Below are 20,920 nucleotides of genomic sequence, written 5' to 3'. Positions count from 1 at the left end.
TGTTGCGGTTCTGTCGCGGTGCGGGGGTGGGGGTGAAACTGGGGCGGCCCTCGGGCCCGCTGAGGCCCTCGGCCCTGGCGGGCCGGGCCTTGACTCTTTGCCGCTGCGCGGCGGTTGGGGCGGGCCGCTGGCCGCCAATGGACCTCGGCCGTCGCGGTTGCGGTTTTGCCGCTGCGCGGCCGCCGGGGCCCGTGGCCTGGCGGGCCGGGGCTGTTGCGGTTTACTGCGGTGCGGGGGCCCCGGGCCGCCGCCGGCTGCCCTGAGGCTCACGGCCTTGGCGGCCGGGGTCGTTGCGGTTCGGCCGCTGCCGCGGCGGGCGGGGCGGTGATGCCGGGGGTGGGCCCCCGGACCTTCAGGGGTCCTCGGACTTGGCGGGCCGGGGCTGTTGCGGTTTGCCGCGGTGCTGGGGGGGGGGGTCCCGGGGGGCGGGCCCCCGGGGCCACTGAGGCCCTCGGCCCTGGCGGGCCGGGGTTGGTGTGGGTTGCCGCTGCGCGGCCGCCGCGGCCTCCGAGGCCCGTGGCCTGGCGGGCCGGGCCTTGACTCTTTGCCGCTGCGCGGCGGTGGCTACCGGCCTGACGGCCGGGGCCCGTTACCGTCTGCCGGCGGCGAACGGGACCGTGGCGCGGCACACGCCGGTACGGGTTTGACCGCCGCATCGCGGCGGGCAGCCGAGGTCACACAGGCCCCGCACCCAAACGCCGCGCGCCCCCGGCCCGTCAGGGCCGAGGGCGTTGGGGGTCCGGTGGTGCCCCCCGGTTTCGGGAAGGGGCGGGGTTGGGGAGCAGGCCCGCGCAGCGGTCCCGCCCCCCCCGCCGTCAGACCTTGCGCAGGTGGAACGTCAGCGACAGGCCCTCGTCCGTGAACGGTGGGCCGAACGTCGCGTCCGGGGGCGACGGGGTGAAGTCCACCGCCAGGACCTCGTCCGAGATCAGCGACGCGTGGGTCGACAGGGCCGAGTGCGTCTCGGGCGTGGACGAGGACCAGCGCACCGCGATGCGGTCCGCGACGTCCAGGCCGCTGTTCTTGCGGGCCTCCTGGATCAGGCGGATCGCGTCGCGGGCCAGGCCCGCGAGGCGCAGTTCCGGCGTGATCTCCAGGTCCAGCGCCACCGTCGCGCCCGAGTCGGACGCGACCGACCAGCCCTCGCGGGGCGTCTCCGTGATGATCACCTCGTCCGGGGCGAGGGAGACCGGTTCGCCGTCGACCGTGACCGACGCCGTTCCGTCCCGCAGCGCCGCCGACAGCGCCGCCGCGTCCGTGTCGGCGACCGCCTTCGCCACCGCCTGGACCCCCTTGCCGAACCGCTTGCCCAGCGCCCGGAAGTTCGCCTTCGCCGTCGTGTCGACCAGCGAGCCGCCACCCGCCGGGGCGACTTCCGCGAGCGACGCCAGCGACGAGACGTTCAGCTCCTCGGTGATCTGCGCGCGCAGTTCCGGCGACAGCGTCTCGAAGCCCGTCGCCGCGACCAGCGCGCGGGACAGCGGTTGGCGCGTCTTCACGCCCGACTCGGCCCGCGTCGCCCGGCCCAGCTCCACCAGCCGCCGTACCAGGGCCATCTGGCGGGAGAGCGCCGGGTCGATCGCCGACAGGTCCGCCTCGGGCCAGGACGAGAGGTGCACCGACTCCGGCGCCTCCGGCGTGACCGGGACGACCACGTCCTGCCAGACCCGCTCGGTGATGAACGGGGTGAGGGGCGCCATCAGCCGGGTGACCGTCTCGACGACCTCGTGCAGCGTGCGCAGCGCCGCCTTGTCGCCCTGCCAGAAGCGGCGGCGGGAGCGGCGTACGTACCAGTTGGACAGGTCGTCGACGAACGCCGACAGCAGCTTGCCGATCCGCTGCGTGTCGTACGCGTCCATCGCCTTCGTGCTCTGGTCGACCAGCGCGTGCAGCTCGCTCAGCAGCCAGCGGTCGAGCACGGGCCGATCGGCCGGCGCCGGGTCGGCCGCGGACGGTGCCCAGCCGGACGTGCGCGCGTACAGCGCCTGGAAGGCGACCGTGTTCCAGTACGTCAGCAGCGTCTTGCGGACGACCTCCTGGATCGTCGTGTCACCGACCCGCCGCGCCGCCCACGGCGAGCCGCCCGCCGCCATGAACCACCGCACCGCGTCCGCGCCGTGCTGGTCCATCAGCGGGATGGGCTGGAGGATGTTGCCCAGGTGCTTGGACATCTTCCGGCCGTCCTCGGCGAGGATGTGCCCGAGGCAGACCACGTTCTCGTAGCTCGACTTGTCGAAGACGAGGGTGCCCACCGCCATCAGCGTGTAGAACCAGCCACGCGTCTGGTCGATGGCCTCCGAGATGAACTGCGCGGGGTAGCGCTTCTCGAAGAGGTCCTTGTTCTTGTACGGATACCCCCACTGCGCGAACGGCATCGAACCGGAGTCGTACCAGGCGTCGATGACCTCGGGGACGCGCGTCGCGGTCTCCCCGCAGATCGGGCAGGGGAACGTCACCGCGTCGATGAACGGGCGGTGCGGGTCGAGCGACGACTGGTCCTCGCCGCTCAGCTCGGTGAGTTCGGCGCGCGAGCCCACGCACGTGAGGTGCCCGTCCTCGCAGTGCCAGATGGGCAGCGGTGTACCCCAGTAGCGGTTTCGGGACAGGGACCAGTCGACGTTGTTGTTCAGCCAGTCGCCGTACCGGCCGTGCTTGACCGAGTCCGGGAACCAGTTGGTCTTCTCGTTCTCCTCAAGGAGGCGGTCCTTGACGGCGGTTGTCCGGATGTACCAGGACGGCTGCGCGTAGTAGAGGAGCGCCGTGTGGCAGCGCCAGCAGTGCGGATAGCTGTGCTCGTACGGCACATGACGGAACAGCAGCCCGCGCGCGGCCAGGTCGGCGGTGAGCGCCTCGTCTGCCTTCTTGAAGAAGACGCCGCCGACCAGCGGTACGTCCGCCTCGAACGTGCCGTCGGGGCGGACCGGGTTGACGACCGGGAGGCCGTACGCCTTGCAGACCACCAGGTCGTCCGCGCCGAACGCGGGGGACTGGTGGACCAGACCCGTACCGTCCTCCGTCGTCACGTACTCCGCGTTGACGACGTAGTGCGCCTCCGAGCCCTCGGGGAACTCGATGAGCGAGAACGGGCGCTCGTACGTCCAGCGCTCCATCTCGCGGCCGGTGAACCGCTCGCCGGTCAGCTCCCAGCCGTCCTCGCCGAGCGCCTTCTCCAGCAGCGGCTCGGCGACGACGAGCTTCTCGGTGCCGTTCGTCGCGACGACGTACGTGACGTCGGGGTGCGCGGCCACCGCCGTGTTGGACACCAGGGTCCAGGGCGTGGTCGTCCAGACCAGGAGGGCCGCGTCGCCCGCCAGTGGTCCGGAGGTCAGCGGGAAGCGGACGAAGACCGACGGGTCGACGATCGTCTCGTAGCCCTGCGCCAGCTCGTGGTCGGAGAGGCTCGTCTGGTCACGCGGGCACCAGGGGGCGACGCGGTGGTCCTGGACGAGCAGGCCCTTGTTGAAGATCTCCTTCAGCGACCACCAGACGGACTCGATGTACTCCGGGTTCATCGTCTGGTACGCGTCGTCCAGATCGACCCAGTAGCCCATGCGGGTCGTCAGCTCGGTGAAGGCGTCGGTGTGCCGGGTCACCGACTCGCGGCACTTCTCGTTGAACTCCGCGATCCCGTACTTCTCGATGTCCTGCTTGCCGGCGAAGCCGAGTTCCTTCTCGACGGCGATCTCCACGGGCAGGCCGTGACAGTCCCAGCCCGCCTTGCGCGCGACGTGGTAGCCCCGCATCGTACGGAAGCGCGGGAAGACGTCCTTGAAGACGCGGGCCTCGATGTGATGCGCGCCGGGCATGCCGTTGGCGGTCGGCGGGCCTTCGTAGAAGACCCACTCGGGGCGGCCCTCGGACTGTGCCAGGCTCTTGTCGAAGACCTTGTTCTCGCGCCAGAACCTGAGCACGGCGTGTTCGAGCGCGGGCAGGTCGACCTGGGCGGGCACCTGGCTGTACTGCGGTGGCGTCATGGGCTGAAACTCCTCCAACGGAACTGCGGCATCTCCGTCGGAGGGACGAGAGCCTGCGGCTCCCGCGGTACCACCCTCCTTGGCCCCGGGCGTCGCCGCCCCCGGCCCCCTCATTGGGGTCGCGCTGCCGGGTCTACGGCCCCGCGTACTGCCAGGGCTTTCTTCCGGCGGCTCCGGGGTGATGCTTCGCTCCGCGCCGTGCCCCCGGGCTCGCACCGTCCCCGGGTCGCTCATGGCCGCTCTCGGAGCTACTCGTCCCCATCCACGCCTCTCGCTGAGGCCAGTGTACGGCGCGGCGACAGGCGCGGCCGACCGCTTTTTCCGGGCCGGTGCGGGGCCCGTGGGCCGTCCGCGGGGCGGGGGAGCGGCCGGTGCGGCGTACGGCCCCGCCGCTGACCCGAATGGTCCGGCGGGCCCCGCGGACTTCTCCGAGCGGCCTCCGCGGCGGATTACCGGGCGGGGAGCTGGGCACAACCGATGGAGGCTCGCCTTGTCACCGGCGGAGGCGGGTCCCACCGGCGGCGTGCCCCGTTGCCGCGTGGCTGGTGTCGATTTATCGTCCCAGCACGACTCGCGTGCAAGATCACAAAATGTGAAGGGGCCGCGGCATGGTGGCGAAGAAGACCGCCGCGAAGAAGACAGCGGCCAAGAAAGCGGCTGTGAGGAAGCCGGCGGCCAAGAAGGCCGCCGCCAAGAAGACGTCGGCGACGAACGCACCGGAGCGGGAGACACCGGCGACGCACGCACCGGCCGCGGAGGAGACCGCCGTGGCCCAGCCGGAGCACCAGGCACCTGCGAAAAAGACCGCGGCCGGGAAGACGGCGCCTCCCAAGAAGGCTGCCGCCGAGAAGGCCGCGAAAAAGGCCGCGTCCGCGGCCGAGGGGGCGGCCGAGGCCGCGGAACAGACGGGAGCCAAGACGGTGGCAGCGAAGAAGACAGCGGGTAAGAGGCCGGCGGCGGCCACGGGCGCCACGGCGACCGCGGTACCCCCGGCGCGCGGCGTCACACAGGCCGGGGAGCTGGCCGTACGGCCCGGCGAGGATCCGTGGACGGAGGAGGAGGTCGCGGAGGCGCGGGCCGGTCTGGAGAGTGAGGCGGCCCGGCTCAACGCCGAGATCGCCTCGTCCGAGCAGGCGCTCGTCGGACTGATGCGGGACTCCGGCGACGGCGCGGGCGACGACGACGCCGACACCGGCACCAAGAACATCACCCGCGAACACGAGATGTCCCTCGCCGCGAACGCCCGCGAGATGGTCGAGCAGACGGAGCGGGCGCTGCTGCGCCTCGACGCCGGTACGTACGGCCTCTGCGAGGTCTGCGGCAAGCCGATCGGCAAGGCCAGGATGCAGGCGTTCCCGCGGGCCACGCTCTGTGTCGAGGACAAGCAGAAGCAGGAAAGGCGCGGCTGAGACCGTACGCGTGTGCCGTACCCTCGTCCCTAGTCGGGATCTAACTTGAGGGACTCACGTGGCAGAGGCGGAGCGCGTCATCGGTACGCCAGATGTTGACGACGAGGGCGCGGCTCCCGCCGGGCCGGTTCGGGGAAGGCGCAAGATCGTCGCGCTCTTCTCCGTGGCACTGGTCGCCTATCTGCTCGACCTCGGCAGCAAGATGCTCGTGGTGGCGAAGCTGGAGCACCACGAGCCCATCGAGGTCGTCGGTGATCTGCTGAAGTTCGAGGCGGTGCGCAACGCGGGCGCGGCCTTCGGTATCGGCGAGGCGTACACCGTCTTCTTCACGTTCGTCGCGGCGGCCGTGATCGTGGTGATCGCGCGGCTGGCCCGCAAGCTCTACAGCGGGCCGTGGGCCGTCGCGCTCGGTCTGCTGCTCGGCGGGGCGCTCGGCAATCTCACCGACCGGATCTTCCGTGAGCCGGGTGTGTTCAAGGGCGCCGTCGTGGACTTCATCGCGCCGGCGAACTTCGCGGTGTTCAACCTCGCCGATTCCGCGATCGTCTGCGGCGGCTTCCTGATCGTGATCCTGTCCTTCCGCGGGCTCGACCCCGACGGGACCGTCCACCGCGACTGACGCCCTCCTGGGGGCCGGGCCCGCTGTCCGTGGGCGGTCGCGCGGTGCGGGCAAGGCATACTCGACGGGTGAGCACCGTTCCCGATATCCGCACCCTGCCCGTTCCCGATGGCCTTGAGGGCGAGCGTGTCGACGCCGCCATCGCCCGCATGTTCGGGTTTTCCCGTACGAAGGCGGCCGAGCTGGCCGCCGCCGGGAAGGTGCAGGTCGACGGCGCTGTGGTCGCCAAGTCCGAACGCGTGCGTGGCGGCGCCTGGCTCGAAGTGGAGATGCCCGAGCCCGCCGCCCCCGTGCGTCTCGTGGCCGAGCCGGTCGAGGGCATGGAGATCGTGTACGACGACGACGACATCGTCGTGGTCGTCAAGCCCGTCGGCGTGGCCGCGCACCCGAGCCCCGGCTGGACGGGCACGACCGTCATCGGCGGTCTCGCCGCCGCCGGCTACCGCGTCTCGACGTCCGGCGCCGCCGAGCGGCAGGGCGTCGTGCACCGGCTGGACGTCGGCACCTCCGGGCTGATGGCCGTGGCCAAGTCGGAGCGCGCGTACACCTCGCTCAAGGCGCAGTTCAAGGAGCGGATCGTCGACAAGCGCTACCACGCGCTGGTGCAGGGCCATCCGGACCCGATGAGCGGCACCATCGACGCCCCGATCGGGCGGCACCCCAATCACGACTACAAGTTCGCCGTGACCGCCGAGGGCAAGCCGTCGGTCACGCACTACGACCTGATCGAGGCATTCCGCTCCGCCTCGCTGCTGGACATCAAGCTGGAGACGGGCCGCACGCACCAGATCCGGGTGCACATGGCGGCCCACCGCCACCCGTGCGTGGGCGACCTGACGTACGGCGCCGACCCGACGCTGGCCAAGCGGCTGGGGCTGACCCGGCAGTGGCTGCACGCGATGAAGCTGGGGTTCGAGCACCCGTCGGACGGCCGCTGGGTGGAGTTCGAGAGCACGTACCCGGACGATCTGCAGAACGCGCTGGACAAGGTGCGCGCCGAGAGCAACGTATGACCGCCGGCGCGGGGGAGACCCGGGCCGGCGCGGGGATCGACGGCGTGACGTACGAGATCCGGTCCGCCACGGGCGCGGCCGACCGTGAGGCGTGCTTCGTGGTCCGCAGGCGGGTGTTCGTCGTGGAGCAACAGGTGCCCGCCGACCTTGAGTTCGACACCCACGACGCCCTGGACGCCGCCGCCGCGCATGTGCTCGCGGTGCGCGACGACGGGCTGCCGCTCGGTACGTCGAGGCTGCTCCACGGGCCGGAGGCGGCGGATCGGACCGGCGGTGATCCGACGGTGGGCGCGCTCGGCCGGCTCGCGGTGGTCGAGGAGGCGCGCGGTCTTCGGATCGGTGTCGCGCTGGTGAGGGCCGTCGAGGAGCTGGCGCGGGAGCGCGGGCTGCTCGTGGTGGATCTGCACGCGCAGACGCGGGCGCTGGGCTTCTACGAGCGGCTGGGCTACCAGGCGTACGGCGCGGAGTACGACTCCGTGGGGATCCCGCACCGGGGGATGCGGCGTGTGCTGTAGCGGGGCCGTGCGGGGGCCGGGGCAGGCCGGGGCTGTGAGGTGACGGGGGCGGGTGGATGAGCAGGGGTAGCCTCTGCGGGCGAATCGTTAGGAAACTTTCCCAACACTCTTGACGGTGATTGGAAAGAACCTTAACTTTCACTCACTTGCTGTCATGCCTCTGACAGTCGCACTCCCGTACCGGACCCCACCCGAAGGGAGCACCACCCCATGTCGAAGTCCCCCGCGTCCCCTGCCCGAGGACGCCGCGGCCGTAAGGCACTCCTCGCCCTTTCCGCGCTCGGCGTCGTCACCGCCATGCTGTCCCCCGTACAGGCCGGCGCGGCCACCGCACCCACGGGCACCGCCGGACCCACCGGCGCCGCCTCCCCGATCAGCGACAACGGCCAGCTCAAGGTCTGCGGCACCAAGCTCTGCAACAGCCAGGGCCAGGCCGTCCAGTTGCGCGGCATGAGCACCCACGGCACCCAGTGGTACTCCCAGTGCGTCACCGACGGCTCGCTCGACGTCCTCGCGAACGAGTGGCAGGCCGACGTGCTGCGCGTCTCCACATACGTACAGGAGGGCGGTTACGAGACCGACCCGGCGCGCTTCACCTCGCTCGCCCAGAAGTTCGTGGACGGCGCGCACAAGCGCGGGATGTACGCCGTGATCGACTGGCACATGCTCAGCCCCGGTGACCCCAACTTCAACCTCGAACGGGCGAAGACCTTCTTCACCGCCATGGCGGTGAAGTACAAGGACAGCCCCGGCGTCCTCTACGAGATCGCCAACGAGCCGTCCGACGTGAGCTGGTCGACCGTCAAGTCGTACGCCGAGAAGATCATTCCGGTCATCCGGGCCCAGGACCCCGACGCGGTCGTCCTCGTCGGCACCCGCGCCTGGTCCTCGTTCGGCGTCTCCGACGGCGCCGACGAGAAGGAGGTCGTGAACAACCCCGTCAGGGCCTCCAACATCATGTACACCTTCCACTTCTACGCGGCGTCGCACCGGGACGAGTACCTGTCGGCGCTCGACCGGGCGTCGGACAAACTGCCCGTCTTCGTCACGGAGTTCGGCACCCAGAACTACGCGGGCGAGGGCGCCAACGACTTCGGCCAGTCGCAGCGCTTCCTCGACCTGATGAAGCGCAAGAACATCTCCTGGACCAACTGGAACTACTCCGACGACAACCGCTCCGGAGCCGTCTTCAAGGAAGGCTCCTGCAACGCGGGCAAGTTCTCGGGCACCGGCGTACTCAAGGAGGCCGGCGTCTGGATCCGGGACCGGGTCCGTTAGCAGCCGTCGGCGCGTACCGGCGAAACGTCTCCTCGCGGTCCGGAAGCGGGCCGCGAGGAGCAGCGCCTCGATGGGTTTCGCGGGTGGCCGTGGCAGGGTTGAGGAGCCTTGATCGTCAGGGCTCACGACTCCGGAGGGCGCCCCGTGGCCCAGTTGGCGCTGCTGCTCGTGCTGTTGCTGGGCGCCGTGGTGACGGTGCCGCTGGGGGAGCGGCTCAATCTGCCGTCACCCGTGCTGATGACCATCCTCGGGATCGTCCTGGCGCTGCTGCCCTTCGTACCGAACATCGACGTGCCGCCGGACCTGATCCTTCCGCTGCTGCTGCCGCCCCTGCTGTACGCGGCCGTACAGCGCACCTCCTGGCGGCAGTTCACCGCCAATCTGCGGCCGATCTTCCTGCTCGCCGTGGCGCTGGTCTTCGTCACCATGGCGGCGGTGGCGACCGTGGCCAACTCCGTCGTCCCCGGACTCCCGCTCGCCGCCGCGTTCGTCCTCGGCGCCCTCGTCGCACCGCCCGACCCGGTCGCCGCGACCGCCGTCGCCGGGTCACTGGGACTGCCCCGCCGGCTCGTCTCCATCCTGGAGGGCGAGGGGCTGTTCAACGACGTCACGGCCATCGTGCTCTACCACGTGGCCATCGCCGCGGTGGTCAGCGGCACCTTCTCCTGGCCGAGCGCGGCCGGGACGCTGGTGCTCTCCGCCGTGGTCGCCGTCATCGTGGGAGTCGCCCTCGCCTGGCTCTCCAACAAGCTCATGGCACTGCTCGGCGACGCGCCCCTCCAGGTCGGTCTGAGCCTGCTGGTGCCGTTCGTCAGCTACGTACTCGCGGAGGAACTGCACGGCTCCGGCGTCCTCGCCGTCCTGACCACCGCGCTCTTCCTCGCCGAACACACCGCCGACGCCGACGACGTGATGGGACGGCTCGCCGGGAACACCTTCTGGGAGATCATCGACATCCTCATCACCGGCATCGCCTTCGGCCTCATCGGCCTCGAACTCCACAACGCCTTCGGCCGGGCGGAGGGCCACCTGGGGACCACACTCGGCTGGTCGGCCGCGGTCGTCGGGGTGGTCGTCGGCGTACGGCTGCTCTGGCTGCTCCCCGCCGTGTGGGTCACCAAACGGCTGCACAAAATCCGGGACTACGACGAGGAGATCCCGGTCAGCTGGCGCGAGACCGTCGTCATGTGGTGGGCCGGAATGCGCGGGGTGGCCTCGGTCGCGCTGGCACTGGCCATCCCCCTGGAGACCGACGACGGGGCGCCCTTCCCCGGCCGTGACGTGATCATCTTCATCGCCTTCGCCGTCATCATGACGACGCTCGTCTTCCAGGGACTCACCCTGCCGTGGCTGGTGAAGCGCCTCGGCGTACGCGCCGACACCGAGGCCGAACGCGGCTTCGAGCACGAGCTGGCCGTGCGCGCCGCGAGGGCCGCCAAGCGCCGCCTCAAGGAGATCGAGGAGGTCGAGGACCTGCCCGAGGAGCTGAGCGAGCGGCTGGCGCGCGGTGCGTTCGACATCGGGGCGAGGATCAGCCCGGACGTGGTGGACGACGAGCGCCGCGACTGGTTCGCCAAGCGCAGCCAACGCGTCAAGACCATGCAGCGGATCCAGCGCGAGATGATGTCGGCGGCCCGGCACGAGGTGCTCGCGGCGCGCAGCGAACCGAACGCGAACCCGGAGGTGGTGGACCGGGTGCTCAGATATCTGGACGTACGCAGCATGCGGTGACGGCGGCCGCCTCGGCGCTTCGACGTCCTTCGGCCTTGCGTCTCTTCGGCGTCTCTTCGGCCCGCCGCCGCTTCGGCCGCCGGTCAGCCGCGGCCGGTGCGCGGGTCGCCGTCGGCGTTCTCGGTGATCGCCGGATCGGGCTTGTGGTCCGGTGCGACGTACTCCACGGCGCCGTTCGGCCCGCCGGCCGGAAGCACCGCGGCCTGGGTGGTCGCGACCCGCGGCAGCGCGTACGGATGCTCCTCGGCCAGCCACGCGATCAACTGCTCCCGCACGGTACAGCGCGCCGTCCAGATGTCGTCCGCGTCCTTCGCCGTGACGACGGCCCGCACCTCGATGGTGCTCGGGGTGGTGTCCGTGACGGCCAGACTCCAGTCCCGGCCGTCCCAGGCCGCGCAGTCCCGCAGGATCTCGTGCAGCTTCTCGCGCATCAGCCTCACCGGCGCCGAGTGGTCGAGCTGGAGGAAGACCGTGCCGGTCATCTGGATCCCGCCGCGCGACCAGTTCTCGAACGGCTTGCTCGTGAAGTACGACACCGGCATCGTTATCCGGCGCTCGTCCCACGTGCGTACGGCGAGGAAGGTGAGCGTGACCTCCTCGACCACACCCCACTCGCCGTCCACCACGACCGTGTCGCCGATCCGCACCATGTCGCCGAAGGCGATCTGGAAGCCGGCGAAGAGATTGCCGAGCGTGGACTGCGCGGCGACACCGGCGACGATGCCGATGATGCCCGCGGAGGCGAGCATCGACGTACCGATCGTCTTCATGCTGGGGAAGGTGAGCAGGATCGCGGCGACCGCGACGACGACGACCACCGCCGTCACGATCCGCATGATCAGCGTCACCTGCGTACGGACCCGGCGGACCTTCGCCCGGTCGCGGGCCGAGGTCGCGTAGCGGGCGTACGTCGACTCCACGGCGGCCGACACGATGCGTACGACCAGCCAGGCGCCGGCCCCGATCAGGATCAGCGTCAGCGCGCGGCCGATACCGGACCGGTGGTTCTCGACCACCCACCACCCCGTCTCGCGGTAGGTGGCGCGCAGCAGGGCGGTGAGGACGACGACCTGGAGCGGCAGCCGGCAGCGCCGCAGCAGTCCCCACAGCGGGGTTTCCGGGTGCCGGCCGTCAGCGCGGCGCAGCAGCAGGTCGACGACCCAGCCGAGCAGCAGCGTCAGGACGACAGCGCCACCCAGCACGGTCAACGGTCGCAGTACGTTCTCCATGGCTCCGGATTCGGACGAGGGGGCCCACCTGGCAGGATGGGCGGATGGACGTCGTTCTCTTTCATTCGGTCCACGGGCTGCGCCCGGCGGTGCACGCGGGGGCCGAACGGCTGCGCGCTGCCGGACACCACGTGCACGTGCCCGACCTCTTCGAGGGCCAAACCGCCGAGACCTCCGAGGAGGGCAGGGACCTCAAGGACAAGATCGGCTCCGACGAACTGCTGAGGCGCGCCGTCCTCGCCGTGGCGCCCTACTCGGAGCGCGGGCTGGTGTACGCGGGATTCTCCTTCGGAGGATCCGTCGCGCAGACGCTGGCGCTGGGGGACTCGAAGGCCCGCGGGCTGCTGCTGATGCACGGCACGTCCGATATCGCCGAGAACGCGTCGGTGGACGACCTGCCCGTACAACTGCATGTCGCCGACCCGGACGTGTCCGAGCCGCACGACTGGCTGAACGCCTGGTACCTGCGGATGCGGGAGGTCGGGGCGGACGTGGAGATCTACCGGTACCGGGGTGTGGGCCATCTGTACACCGACCCGGATCTGCCGGACTACGACGAGACGGCCGCCGAGCAGACCTGGCGCACGGGGCTGGCCTTCATCGAGTCCCTGGGCGATCAGCCGTAGACCTCTGTGCGGCCGTCGTTCAGTCGCGGGTGCAGCGGCCCTTGGTGCCGCCGTCCGGCGTCGGGCTGCAGAGATACTGCCGGTCGTTCGCGTCGTCGCTGATGTAGCGGCCCACACAGGTGCTGTTCGAGTCGAGGCCCCGGGTGCGGCACCAGGCGACGGCGTGCGAGCCGCTGCCGAAGCCGGAGACGTAGAACATCCAGTAGCCCGCCTTGAGCGAGGCGTGGTCGTCGCTGTCCAGATACCGGGCGTTGGTGATGCCCTTGCCGCGCAGGGCCGCCGCCTGCTTGTCGCGGGCGCCGGCGCCCGCGGACTTCTCCGTGGAGGCCAGCTGCGCGACCCAGTTGCCGGTCAGGTCGTCGCCGGACGGTTCGTCGTCGCCGGTGCTGCCGTCGGTGCCGGTGCCGGTGTTGTCCGTGTCCGGGGCCGGTGTCGTCGCGTCAGGGCCCGGCGCCTTCGTCGACGCCCGGACGGAGGGACCGCTTGTCCCGCCCTTTCCCTCGTCGGACGGCGAGCCCCCGTCGTTCCGGAGGGCGTAGGCCAGCGCTGTCGCCGCCACGAGCGCGACGGCCACGGCGACGGCGGCGACGACCATCGGCGTACGGCCGCTCCGCGCGGGGGCGGCCGACTCCCGCCGCGTGGTGGCCGCCTCGCCGTCCGTCACCGGGCGTGCGTCGGCGGGCGGGGCCGGCGACACGGTGTCGGTCAGGGTCGGCAGCGCCCAGTGCGGCGTGGTGCCCGACTCGACCTGGCCCAGCATCAGATCCAGCCGGGCGGCGTCGGGCCGCGCGGCCGGGTCGCGTACCAGCAGCGCGTTCAGTACGGGGGCGAGCGGCCCGGACCGTACGGGCGGCGGCACCGGCTCGTCCAGTACGGCGGCGAGCGTCGCCAGGGTCGTCGCCCGGCGCAGCGGACTGACGCCCTCCACACAGACGTACAGCATCACCCCCAGTGACCACAGGTCGGACACGGGGTCGTCGTCGTGGCCGCGGATGCGCTCCGGGGCGAAGTACTCGGGTGAGCCGACCAGTTCGCCGGTCGCCGTGAGTGACGTCGAACCCTGGAGGGCCGCGATGCCGAAGTCCGTGAGCACCGCGCCGCCGTCCTCGCGCAGCATGACGTTGGCCGGCTTCACGTCGCGGTGCTGGATGCCGACCGCGTGGGCGGCCCGCAGTCCGGACAGCACCTGGCGGCCGATCCTGGCCGCGTCCACGGGACGCAACGCGCCCCGCGCGAGCCGGTCCTGGAGCGTGTCGCCGGGCAGCAGCTCCATGACGATCCACGGATGCGGGTCCACGTCCACGATGTGATGGATCGTCACCACGTGCGGGTGGCTGATCCGCGCCAACGCCCGTGCCTCGCGCAGTACCCGCTCGCGCAGCACGTGCGCGGTGCGGGGCGTGGCGGCCGTCAACGCGGGGTCGGGGGACCGTACTTCCTTCAAGGCCACCTCGCGGTGGAGCACGGCGTCGCGTGCCCGCCACACCGTGCCCATGCCGCCGCTGCCGAGCCGCTCCAGCAGCTCGAACCGCCCGTCGATGATCCTGTTCGCGTCGCCCCCGGTCATGCGGGTCAGCGTACGGGCCACGGAGGGGCGGCCCGCACGCTGTTACCTCCTGGTTGCCCCACGGTGACGCCGCGCCGTCACCCCGCGAGCGCCTTGGTGATCGCCGCGGTGTACTCCGGGACGGTCTGCGGTGCGTTCTCGCTGCCCTCCGCGGTGACCGTCCTGCCGTCCATCCGGAGCGTCGGGGTACCCTCCACGCTGCTGTTGTCGAACGTCGCCGACATCTTCATCGCCCAGGCGTCGAACGTGCCGCTCTCGACGTTCCTCTGGAACGCCGCGTTGCCCTTGAGCTCGTTCACCGAGTCGGCGATCTTGATCAGCGTGCTGTCGTCGGCGAACTTGTCGTCGCTCTCCGAGGGGTGGTTCGCCGCCGAGTAGAGCGCGGTCTTGTACGCCGAGAACGCCTCCGGGCTCACGTCGAGCGCGGCACCCAGCGCGGAGAGGGCGTTCTTCGAGCCCTCGCCGTTGTCAGAGTTGTCGATGAACGTGGCGCCGATGTACTTGATCTTGTACTTGCCCGCGTCGACGTCCTTCTGGATCGTGGCGCCGACTTTCTGCTCGAACGTCGCGCAGATCGGGCAGCGGGAGTCCTCGTACAGCTCCAGCGTCTTCTTCGCCTCGGGCTTGCCGATGACGACGGTCGTGCCGTTCGTGCCGGAGGTGTTCTTCGGGGCGGTGACGGTCTTGGCGTCCTTGGCCGCCTCCCAGTGCGAGGGCTTGTTCGCCTGGACGACGGCGAAGCCGACACCCCCGGCGATCGCCAGGATCGCGACGGTGGATCCGGCGACGACGAGCTGGCGGCGGGCCCGGTCCTTCTTCGCCTGCCGCTCGCGCTCCTCGCGCAGCCGCTCGCGGGCGGCTGCCTTGTTGGCGTTGCTGTTGCGTGCGCTCATGGTGGGTCACTCCGTGTGGGGTCGAACGAGACGCGCGGGCGCGAAGGGGTGTGCGCCGATACGCGGGGGACCGACGGCGGCCGGAAGCGGCTGCCGGCGTGGGGCTCAGGCCGGGAGAAGGGCCGAGCGAGGTGGTCCCCGTCGTCCGACGGAGTGCGCGAACAGGCGCGTACGGGAGGCGCGCGGGTGGGCGGCGGGGCGCGGGAAGCGCCGTACCGTACGGCGGACCGTGCCGGCCACGGCGACCGCGACCAGCAGCGGCCGGAAGGCGAAGCCGGCGATCGCCCGTACCAGGCCCGCCAGGGCGGCCTCGCCCCGGCGCAGCCAGAGCGCGGCGAGCAGACCGATCGCGACATGCGTGGCGAGGAGCAGCCACGGGAGCGCGGGATCGGGGGAGCCCAGCAGGGTGGCCGTCGCGCTCTCGGGCGAGGCGACCGACGAGACGCCGGGCAGCGGGGAGCCGAAGCTGCCGCCGCACAGGACGTCGAAGCCGACGGAGCGCAGCGATCCGGCGACGGGTCCGCCCGCGGGGCCGTAACAGACGTTCTGGCCGGTGGTGAAGATGGTGTCCGCGGCCAGCTCCAGCGGGACGAGCAGGGCCGCGATACGCCAGAAGCCCCGCTCGCGGCCCGCGAGGGCGTACGAGACAGGGAACACGACGGCGCACAGGACGGCGACGACGGACAGCGGCAGCGGGGCCCGCGACAGCAGCACGTGCGAACCGGCGGACAGCGTCACGGCCAGTGCCGTGAACAATGCCGCCCGCAGCGCTCTGAGCCGTGCCGCCGATATGTCCATCGTCGCCGAGTGTGCCACGAGAGCCTGTAAGGGGTCCTTAAGGTCGCCGGGGCATGGGCCCGATCAGGCCGGGGCGGGGCTTCCGGGCCGGCTCAGCTGCCGCCGAGCTGTCCGTTGCGGAAGAGGTCCACGAAGATCTGGTGGTCCGCGCGGGCCCGCGCTCCGTAGCCGTGGGCGAACTCCACCAGCAGCTCGGAGAAGCCCTCCTCGTCGGCCGCGATCGCCGCGTCGATGGCGCGCTCCGTGGAGAAGGGCACCAGCGAGTGGCCGCTCTCGTCGTCCGCCGCTCCGTGCATCGTGGCCGTCGCCCGGCCGAGGTCGGCGACGACGACGGCGATCTCGGCGGGGTCGTCCAGGTCCGACCAGTCCAGATCGACCGCGTACGGGGAGACCTCGGCGACCAGCTGGCCCGCGCCGTCCAGCTCGGTCCAGCCGAGCCACGGGTCGGCGTGCGCCTGGAGCGCGCGCTGCGAGATCACGGTGCGGTGGCCCTCGTGCTGGAAGTAGCCGCGCACCTGCTCGTCGGTGATGTGCCGGGAGACGGCCGGCGTCTGCGCCTGCTTGAGGTAGATCACGACGTCGTTCTCCAGGGCGTCGCTGTTGCCCTCCAGAAGGATGTTGTACGAGGGCAGGCCCGCCGAGCCGATACCGATGCCGCGCCGCCCCACCACGTCCTTCACCCGGTACGAGTCGGGGCGGGTCAGGCTGGACTCCGGCAGGGTCTCCAGATAGCCGTCGAAGGCCGCCAGGACCTTGTAGCGGGTGGCGGCGTCCAGCTCGATGGAGCCGCCGCCCGGCGCGAAGCGGCGCTCGAAGTCACGGATCTCGGTCATCGAGTCGAGCAGCGCGAAGCGGGTCAGCGAGCGGGCGTCCCGCAGCGCGTCCAGCAGCGGGCCGGTCGCCGTGTCCAGCGTGAAGGGCGGCACCTCGTCGTTCTTCGCGCCCGTGGCCAGCGCGTGGATCCGCTCGCGGTAGGCGGCGGCGTAGATCCGGACCAGCTCGCTGATCTGGTCGTCGCTGAGAGCCTTCGTGTAGCCGATCAGCGCCAGGGAGGCGGCCAGCCGCTTGAGGTCCCAGGTGAACGGTCCTACATACGCCTCGTCGAAGTCGTTGACGTTGAAGATCAGCCGGCCGTTCGCGTCCATGTACGTGCCGAAGTTCTCGGCGTGCAGATCGCCGTGGATCCAGACCCGGCCGGTGCGCTCGTCCACGTACGGACCGGCGTGCTGCTCCCGCGCCAGGTCGTTGTAGAACAGGCACGCCGTGCCTCGGTAGAAGGCGAAGGCGGAGGCGGCCATCTTGCGGAACTTGACCTGGAAGGCCGCCGGATCCGCGGCGAGCAGGGCACCGAAGGCGGTGCCGAACACGTCGAGGATCTCCTCCCCTCGCTGCTGGTCAACGGCTTCGACCGGGCGCGGGACCGACATCGGTGGTGCCTCCTGGAACATGACGAACTGGGCGGATGAACTGACACGCCACCCGCCTCGGGCGACGGCGCCGTCAGTACTGGCAACGCACGAACGTACCGGTGCGTGCCCGTCCGGCGCTCGCCGACCGGGAGGTTCGTGGGCCCCGGTCCGACGGCGTCGGGGACGGACGCGGACGTCGCTCGGATTGTCAGTGGGCGGTCGTAGACTTCGACGCTGTCCCCCCCCAGGGCAGCCCTCGCTCGTCCGCTCGTTTCGCTGGAGGCCTCAGCCGTGACCAAGCCGCCGTTCACGCATCTGCATGTCCACACTCAGTATTCGCTGCTGGATGGTGCGGCGCGGTTGGGGGACATGTTCAAGGCGTGCAATGAGATGGGGATGTCTCATATCGCGATGACGGACCATGGGAATCTTCATGGTGCGTACGACTTCTTCCATCAGGCGAAGAAGGCGGATGTGACGCCGATCATCGGTATCGAGGCGTATGTGGCGCCGGAGTCGCGGCGGAACAAGCGGAAGGTGCAGTGGGGGCAGCCGCATCAGAAGCGTGATGACGTCTCCGGTTCGGGTGGTTATACGCACAAGACGATCTGGGCGGCCGACAAGACGGGGCTGCACAATCTGTTCCGGTTGTCGTCGGACGCGTATGCGGAGGGGTGGCTGACGAAGTGGCCGCGGATGGACCGGGAGACGATCGCGAAGTGGTCGGAGGGTCTGATCGCGTCGACGGGGTGTCCGTCGGGTGAGTTGCAGACGCGGCTGCGGCTGGGGCAGTTCGACGAGGCGGTGCAGGCGGCTTCGGACTACCAGGATATTTTCGGTAAGGACCGGTATTTCCTGGAGTTGATGGATCACGGTATCGAGATCGAGCGGCGGGTGCGGGACGGGTTGCTGGAGGTGGGGAAGAAGCTGGGGATTCCGCCGCTGGTGACGAACGACTCGCATTACACGTATGCGAACGAGGCGACGGCGCATGATGCGTTGCTGTGTATTCAGACGGGTAAGAATCTGTCGGATCCGGACCGGTTCCGGTTCGACGGGACGGGTTATTACCTGAAGTCGACGGATGAGATGTATGCGGTCGATTCGTCGGACGCGTGGCAGGAGGGGTGTGCGAACACGCTTCTGGTGGCGCAGCAGATCGATACGGAGGGCTGGTTCCAGGAGCGGAACCTGATGCCGAAGTTCGACATTCCCGACGGCTTCACCGAGGTCACCTGGTTCCGCGAGGAGACCATGCGGGGGATGGCCAGGCGATTCCCGAACGGCATCCCGGAGGACCGCCAGAAGCAGGTCGAGTACGAGATGGGCATCATCATCGAGATGGGGTTCCCGGGGTACTTCCTGGTCGTCGCGGACTTCATCATGTGGGCCAAGAACAACGGCATCGCGGTCGGCCCCGGCCGAGGCTCCGCGGCCGGCTCGATCGTCTCGTACGCGATGGGCATCACCGACCTCGACCCGATCGAACACGGCCTGATCTTCGAGCGGTTCCTCAACCCCGAGCGCATCTCCATGCCGGATGTCGACATCGACTTCGACGAGCGTCGGCGCGGTGAGGTCATCCGGTATGTGACCGAGAAGTACGGCGCCGACAAGGTCGCCATGATCGGCACCTACGGAAAGATCAAGGCGAAGAACGCCATCAAGGACTCGGCCCGTGTGCTGGGTTACCCGTACGCGATGGGGGACCGCCTCACCAAGGCGATGCCGGCGGACGTCCTCGGCAAGGGCATCGACCTCAACGGCATCACCGACCCCAAGCACCCGCGCTACAGCGAGGCGGGCGAGATCCGGGGGATGTACGAGAACGAGCCGGACGTGAAGAAGGTCATCGACACCGCGAAGGGTGTCGAGGGTCTGGTGCGGCAGATGGGTGTGCACGCGGCCGGCGTGATCATGTCCAGCGAGACGATCACCGACCATGTGCCGGTCTGGGTCAGGCACACCGACGGTGTCACGATCACGCAGTGGGACTATCCGCAGTGCGAGTCGCTCGGCCTGCTGAAGATGGACTTCCTGGGTCTGCGAAATCTGACCATCATGGACGACGCCGTCAAGATGGTGAAGGCCAACAAGGACATCGATCTCGACCTGCTGTCCCTGCCGTTGGACGACCCCAAGACGTACGAACTGCTGTGCCGGGGTGACACGCTCGGTGTCTTCCAGTTCGACGGCGGCCCGATGCGCTCGCTGCTGCGGCTGATGAAGCCCGACAACTTCGAGGACATTTCCGCCGTGTCGGCCCTGTACCGGCCGGGCCCGATGGGCATGAACTCGCACACGAACTACGCGCTGCGCAAGAACGGGCAGCAGGAGATCACCCCGATCCACCCGGAGTTGGAGGAGCCTCTCAAGGAGGTCCTCGGTCTCACCCACGGCCTGATCGTGTATCAGGAGCAGGTACAGAAGGCCGCGCAGATCATCGCCGGCTACTCACTCGGCGAGGCGGACATCCTCCGCCGGGTGATGGGCAAGAAGAAGGCCGACGAACTGGCGAAGAACTTCGTCCTGTTCCAGGCCGGTGCCAAGAAGAACAACTTCTCTGACGAGGCCATCAAGGCGCTCTGGGACGTACTGGTCCCGTTCGCGGGATACGCGTTCAACAAGGCGCACTCCTCCGCGTACGGACTCGTCACCTACTGGACCGCGTATCTCAAGGCGAATTACCCCGCCGAATACATGGCCGCGCTGCTGACCTCGGTGAAGGACGACAAGGACAAGTCGGCGGTCTATCTCAACGAGTGCCGCCGGATGGGCATCAAGGTGCTGCCGCCGAATGTGAACGAGTCGGTCGCGAACTTCGCCGCGCAGGGCGACGACGTCATTCTCTTCGGACTGACGGCGGTCCGGAACGTCGGCACGAACGTGGTCGATTCGATCATCCGGTCGCGCAAGGCGAAGGGGAAGTACGCCACGTTCCCCGACTTCCTCGACAAGGTCGAGGCGGTCGTCTGCAACAAGCGCACCGTCGAATCCCTCATCAAGGCGGGCGCCTTCGACGAGATGGGCCACACCCGCAAGGGGCTGGTCGCGCACCACGAGCCGATGATCGACAACGTCGTACAGGTCAAGCGCAAGGAGGCGGAGGGGCAGTTCGACCTCTTCGGCGGCATGGGCGACAGCGACGACGCCTCCTCCGAGCCGGGCTTCGGCCTCGACGTCGAATTCTCCGACATCGAGTGGGACAAGTCGTATCTGCTCGCGCAGGAGCGCGAGATGCTCGGCCTGTACGTCTCCGACCACCCGCTCTTCGGTATCGAGCACGTGCTCTCCGACAAGTCCGACGCGGCGATCTCGCAGCTCACCGGCGGCGAGCACTCCGACGGCGCGGTGGTCACGATCGGCGGCATCATCTCCGGCCTCCAGCGGAAGATGACCAAGCAGGGCAACGCGTGGGCCATCGCCACCGTGGAGGACCTGGCGGGCTCGATCGAGTGCATGTTCTTCCCCGCGACGTATCAGCTCGTCTCCACCCAACTGGTCGAGGACACCGTCGTCTTCGTCAAGGGCCGCCTCGACAAGCGCGAGGACATCCCGCGTCTTGTCGCGATGGAACTCCAGGTCCCCGACCTGTCGTCCGCCGGGACCAACGCGCCGGTCACCATCACCATCCCCACCGTGAAGCTCACCCCGCCCATGGTCAGCAGGCTCGGCGAGATCCTCAGCCACCACCGGGGCAACTCCGAGGTGCGGATCAAACTTCAGGGCGCGCGCAAGACCACCGTCCTGCGGCTCGACCGGCACCGGGTGCAGCCCGACCCGGCGCTGTTCGGCGACTTGAAGGTGCTGCTCGGACCGGCCTGCCTGGCGGGATAGCCGCAGGCGTGGACCTACGCGG

At 69.9% G+C, this 20,920-nt stretch carries 14 protein-coding genes; 8 read left to right on the top strand and 6 right to left on the bottom strand.

The annotated features are described in order from the left end of the window. Positions 1 to 815: 815 nt before the first annotated feature. Complete coding sequence (gene ileS, locus ACFUN8_RS30615; protein WP_383644646.1) at positions 816 to 3,974, bottom strand: isoleucine--tRNA ligase; 3,159 nt, start codon at positions 3,972 to 3,974, stop codon at positions 816 to 818. 608 nt (positions 3,975 to 4,582) lie between these two features. On the opposite strand from ileS, the gene ACFUN8_RS30610 reads away from it, so the two are divergent. The 6 genes from ACFUN8_RS30610 to ACFUN8_RS30585 all read left to right on the top strand — a co-directional run bounded on the left by ACFUN8_RS30610 (position 4,583) and on the right by ACFUN8_RS30585 (position 10,539). Beyond that, entirely contained in the window at positions 4,583 to 5,383 is an 801-nt protein-coding gene (locus ACFUN8_RS30610; protein WP_383644643.1) for a TraR/DksA family transcriptional regulator, read from the top strand. Between the two features lie 58 nt (positions 5,384 to 5,441). Continuing rightward, entirely contained in the window at positions 5,442 to 6,002 is a 561-nt protein-coding gene (lspA, locus tag ACFUN8_RS30605; RefSeq protein ID WP_383644640.1) for a signal peptidase II, read from the top strand. Between the two features lie 68 nt (positions 6,003 to 6,070). Next, positions 6,071 to 7,015 (top strand): RluA family pseudouridine synthase, encoded by a 945-nt coding sequence (locus ACFUN8_RS30600; RefSeq protein WP_383644637.1) that lies wholly within the window; start codon positions 6,071 to 6,073, stop codon positions 7,013 to 7,015. Further along, positions 7,012 to 7,530: a GNAT family N-acetyltransferase gene (locus ACFUN8_RS30595; RefSeq protein WP_383644635.1), complete on the top strand. Its 519-nt coding sequence runs from the start codon at positions 7,012 to 7,014 to the stop codon at positions 7,528 to 7,530. The genes ACFUN8_RS30600 and ACFUN8_RS30595 overlap by 4 nt, the downstream gene beginning before the upstream one ends. Positions 7,531 to 7,740: 210 nt before the next feature. Continuing rightward, positions 7,741 to 8,808: a glycoside hydrolase family 5 protein gene (locus ACFUN8_RS30590; RefSeq protein WP_383644632.1), complete on the top strand. Its 1,068-nt coding sequence runs from the start codon at positions 7,741 to 7,743 to the stop codon at positions 8,806 to 8,808. A 144-nt stretch (positions 8,809 to 8,952) separates the two neighbouring features. Further along, positions 8,953 to 10,539: a Na+/H+ antiporter gene (locus tag ACFUN8_RS30585; protein ID WP_383644652.1), complete on the top strand. Its 1,587-nt coding sequence runs from the start codon at positions 8,953 to 8,955 to the stop codon at positions 10,537 to 10,539. A gap of 83 nt (positions 10,540 to 10,622) precedes the next feature. Here the strand turns inward: ACFUN8_RS30585 and ACFUN8_RS30580 are convergent, their stop codons facing one another. After that, positions 10,623 to 11,768, bottom strand: a complete 1,146-nt coding sequence (locus ACFUN8_RS30580; protein WP_383644629.1) for a mechanosensitive ion channel family protein — start codon at positions 11,766 to 11,768, stop codon at positions 10,623 to 10,625. An 8-nt stretch (positions 11,769 to 11,776) separates the two neighbouring features. On the opposite strand from ACFUN8_RS30580, the gene ACFUN8_RS30575 reads away from it, so the two are divergent. Next, the gene (locus tag ACFUN8_RS30575; RefSeq protein WP_383644649.1) at positions 11,777 to 12,394 is read left to right on the top strand and encodes a dienelactone hydrolase family protein; all 618 of its coding nucleotides are present in this window, start codon (positions 11,777 to 11,779) and stop codon (positions 12,392 to 12,394) included. A gap of 19 nt (positions 12,395 to 12,413) precedes the next feature. Here ACFUN8_RS30575 and ACFUN8_RS30570 read toward each other — a convergent pair whose 3' ends face one another. The 4 genes from ACFUN8_RS30570 to ACFUN8_RS30555 all read right to left on the bottom strand — a co-directional run bounded on the left by ACFUN8_RS30570 (position 12,414) and on the right by ACFUN8_RS30555 (position 17,079). Continuing rightward, positions 12,414 to 13,961: a serine/threonine-protein kinase gene (locus tag ACFUN8_RS30570; protein WP_383644625.1), complete on the bottom strand. Its 1,548-nt coding sequence runs from the start codon at positions 13,959 to 13,961 to the stop codon at positions 12,414 to 12,416. 77 nt (positions 13,962 to 14,038) lie between these two features. Then, positions 14,039 to 14,854 carry a DsbA family protein gene (locus tag ACFUN8_RS30565; RefSeq protein ID WP_383644622.1) on the bottom strand — a complete coding sequence of 272 codons (816 nt, stop codon included), beginning with the start codon at positions 14,852 to 14,854 and terminating at the stop codon, positions 14,039 to 14,041. Positions 14,855 to 14,959: 105 nt separating this feature from the next. After that, positions 14,960 to 15,652, bottom strand: coding sequence for a hypothetical protein (locus ACFUN8_RS30560; protein WP_383644619.1), 693 nt, complete (start codon positions 15,650 to 15,652; stop codon positions 14,960 to 14,962). Positions 15,653 to 15,744: 92 nt separating this feature from the next. Further along, positions 15,745 to 17,079, bottom strand: a complete 1,335-nt coding sequence (locus ACFUN8_RS30555; RefSeq protein ID WP_382568514.1) for a DUF2252 domain-containing protein — start codon at positions 17,077 to 17,079, stop codon at positions 15,745 to 15,747. A 273-nt stretch (positions 17,080 to 17,352) separates the two neighbouring features. Between ACFUN8_RS30555 and dnaE the strand changes: the two genes are divergently transcribed. Then, positions 17,353 to 20,898 (top strand): DNA polymerase III subunit alpha, encoded by a 3,546-nt coding sequence (dnaE, locus tag ACFUN8_RS30550; protein WP_383644616.1) that lies wholly within the window; start codon positions 17,353 to 17,355, stop codon positions 20,896 to 20,898. The last annotated feature ends 22 nt before the right edge of the window (positions 20,899 to 20,920 follow it).

The sequence above is a fragment of the Streptomyces sp. NPDC057307 genome, from assembly GCF_042667665.1.
Classification (GTDB): Bacteria; Actinomycetota; Actinomycetes; order Streptomycetales; family Streptomycetaceae; genus Streptomyces.
This window is presented reverse-complemented; position numbering and strand designations above follow the sequence as displayed.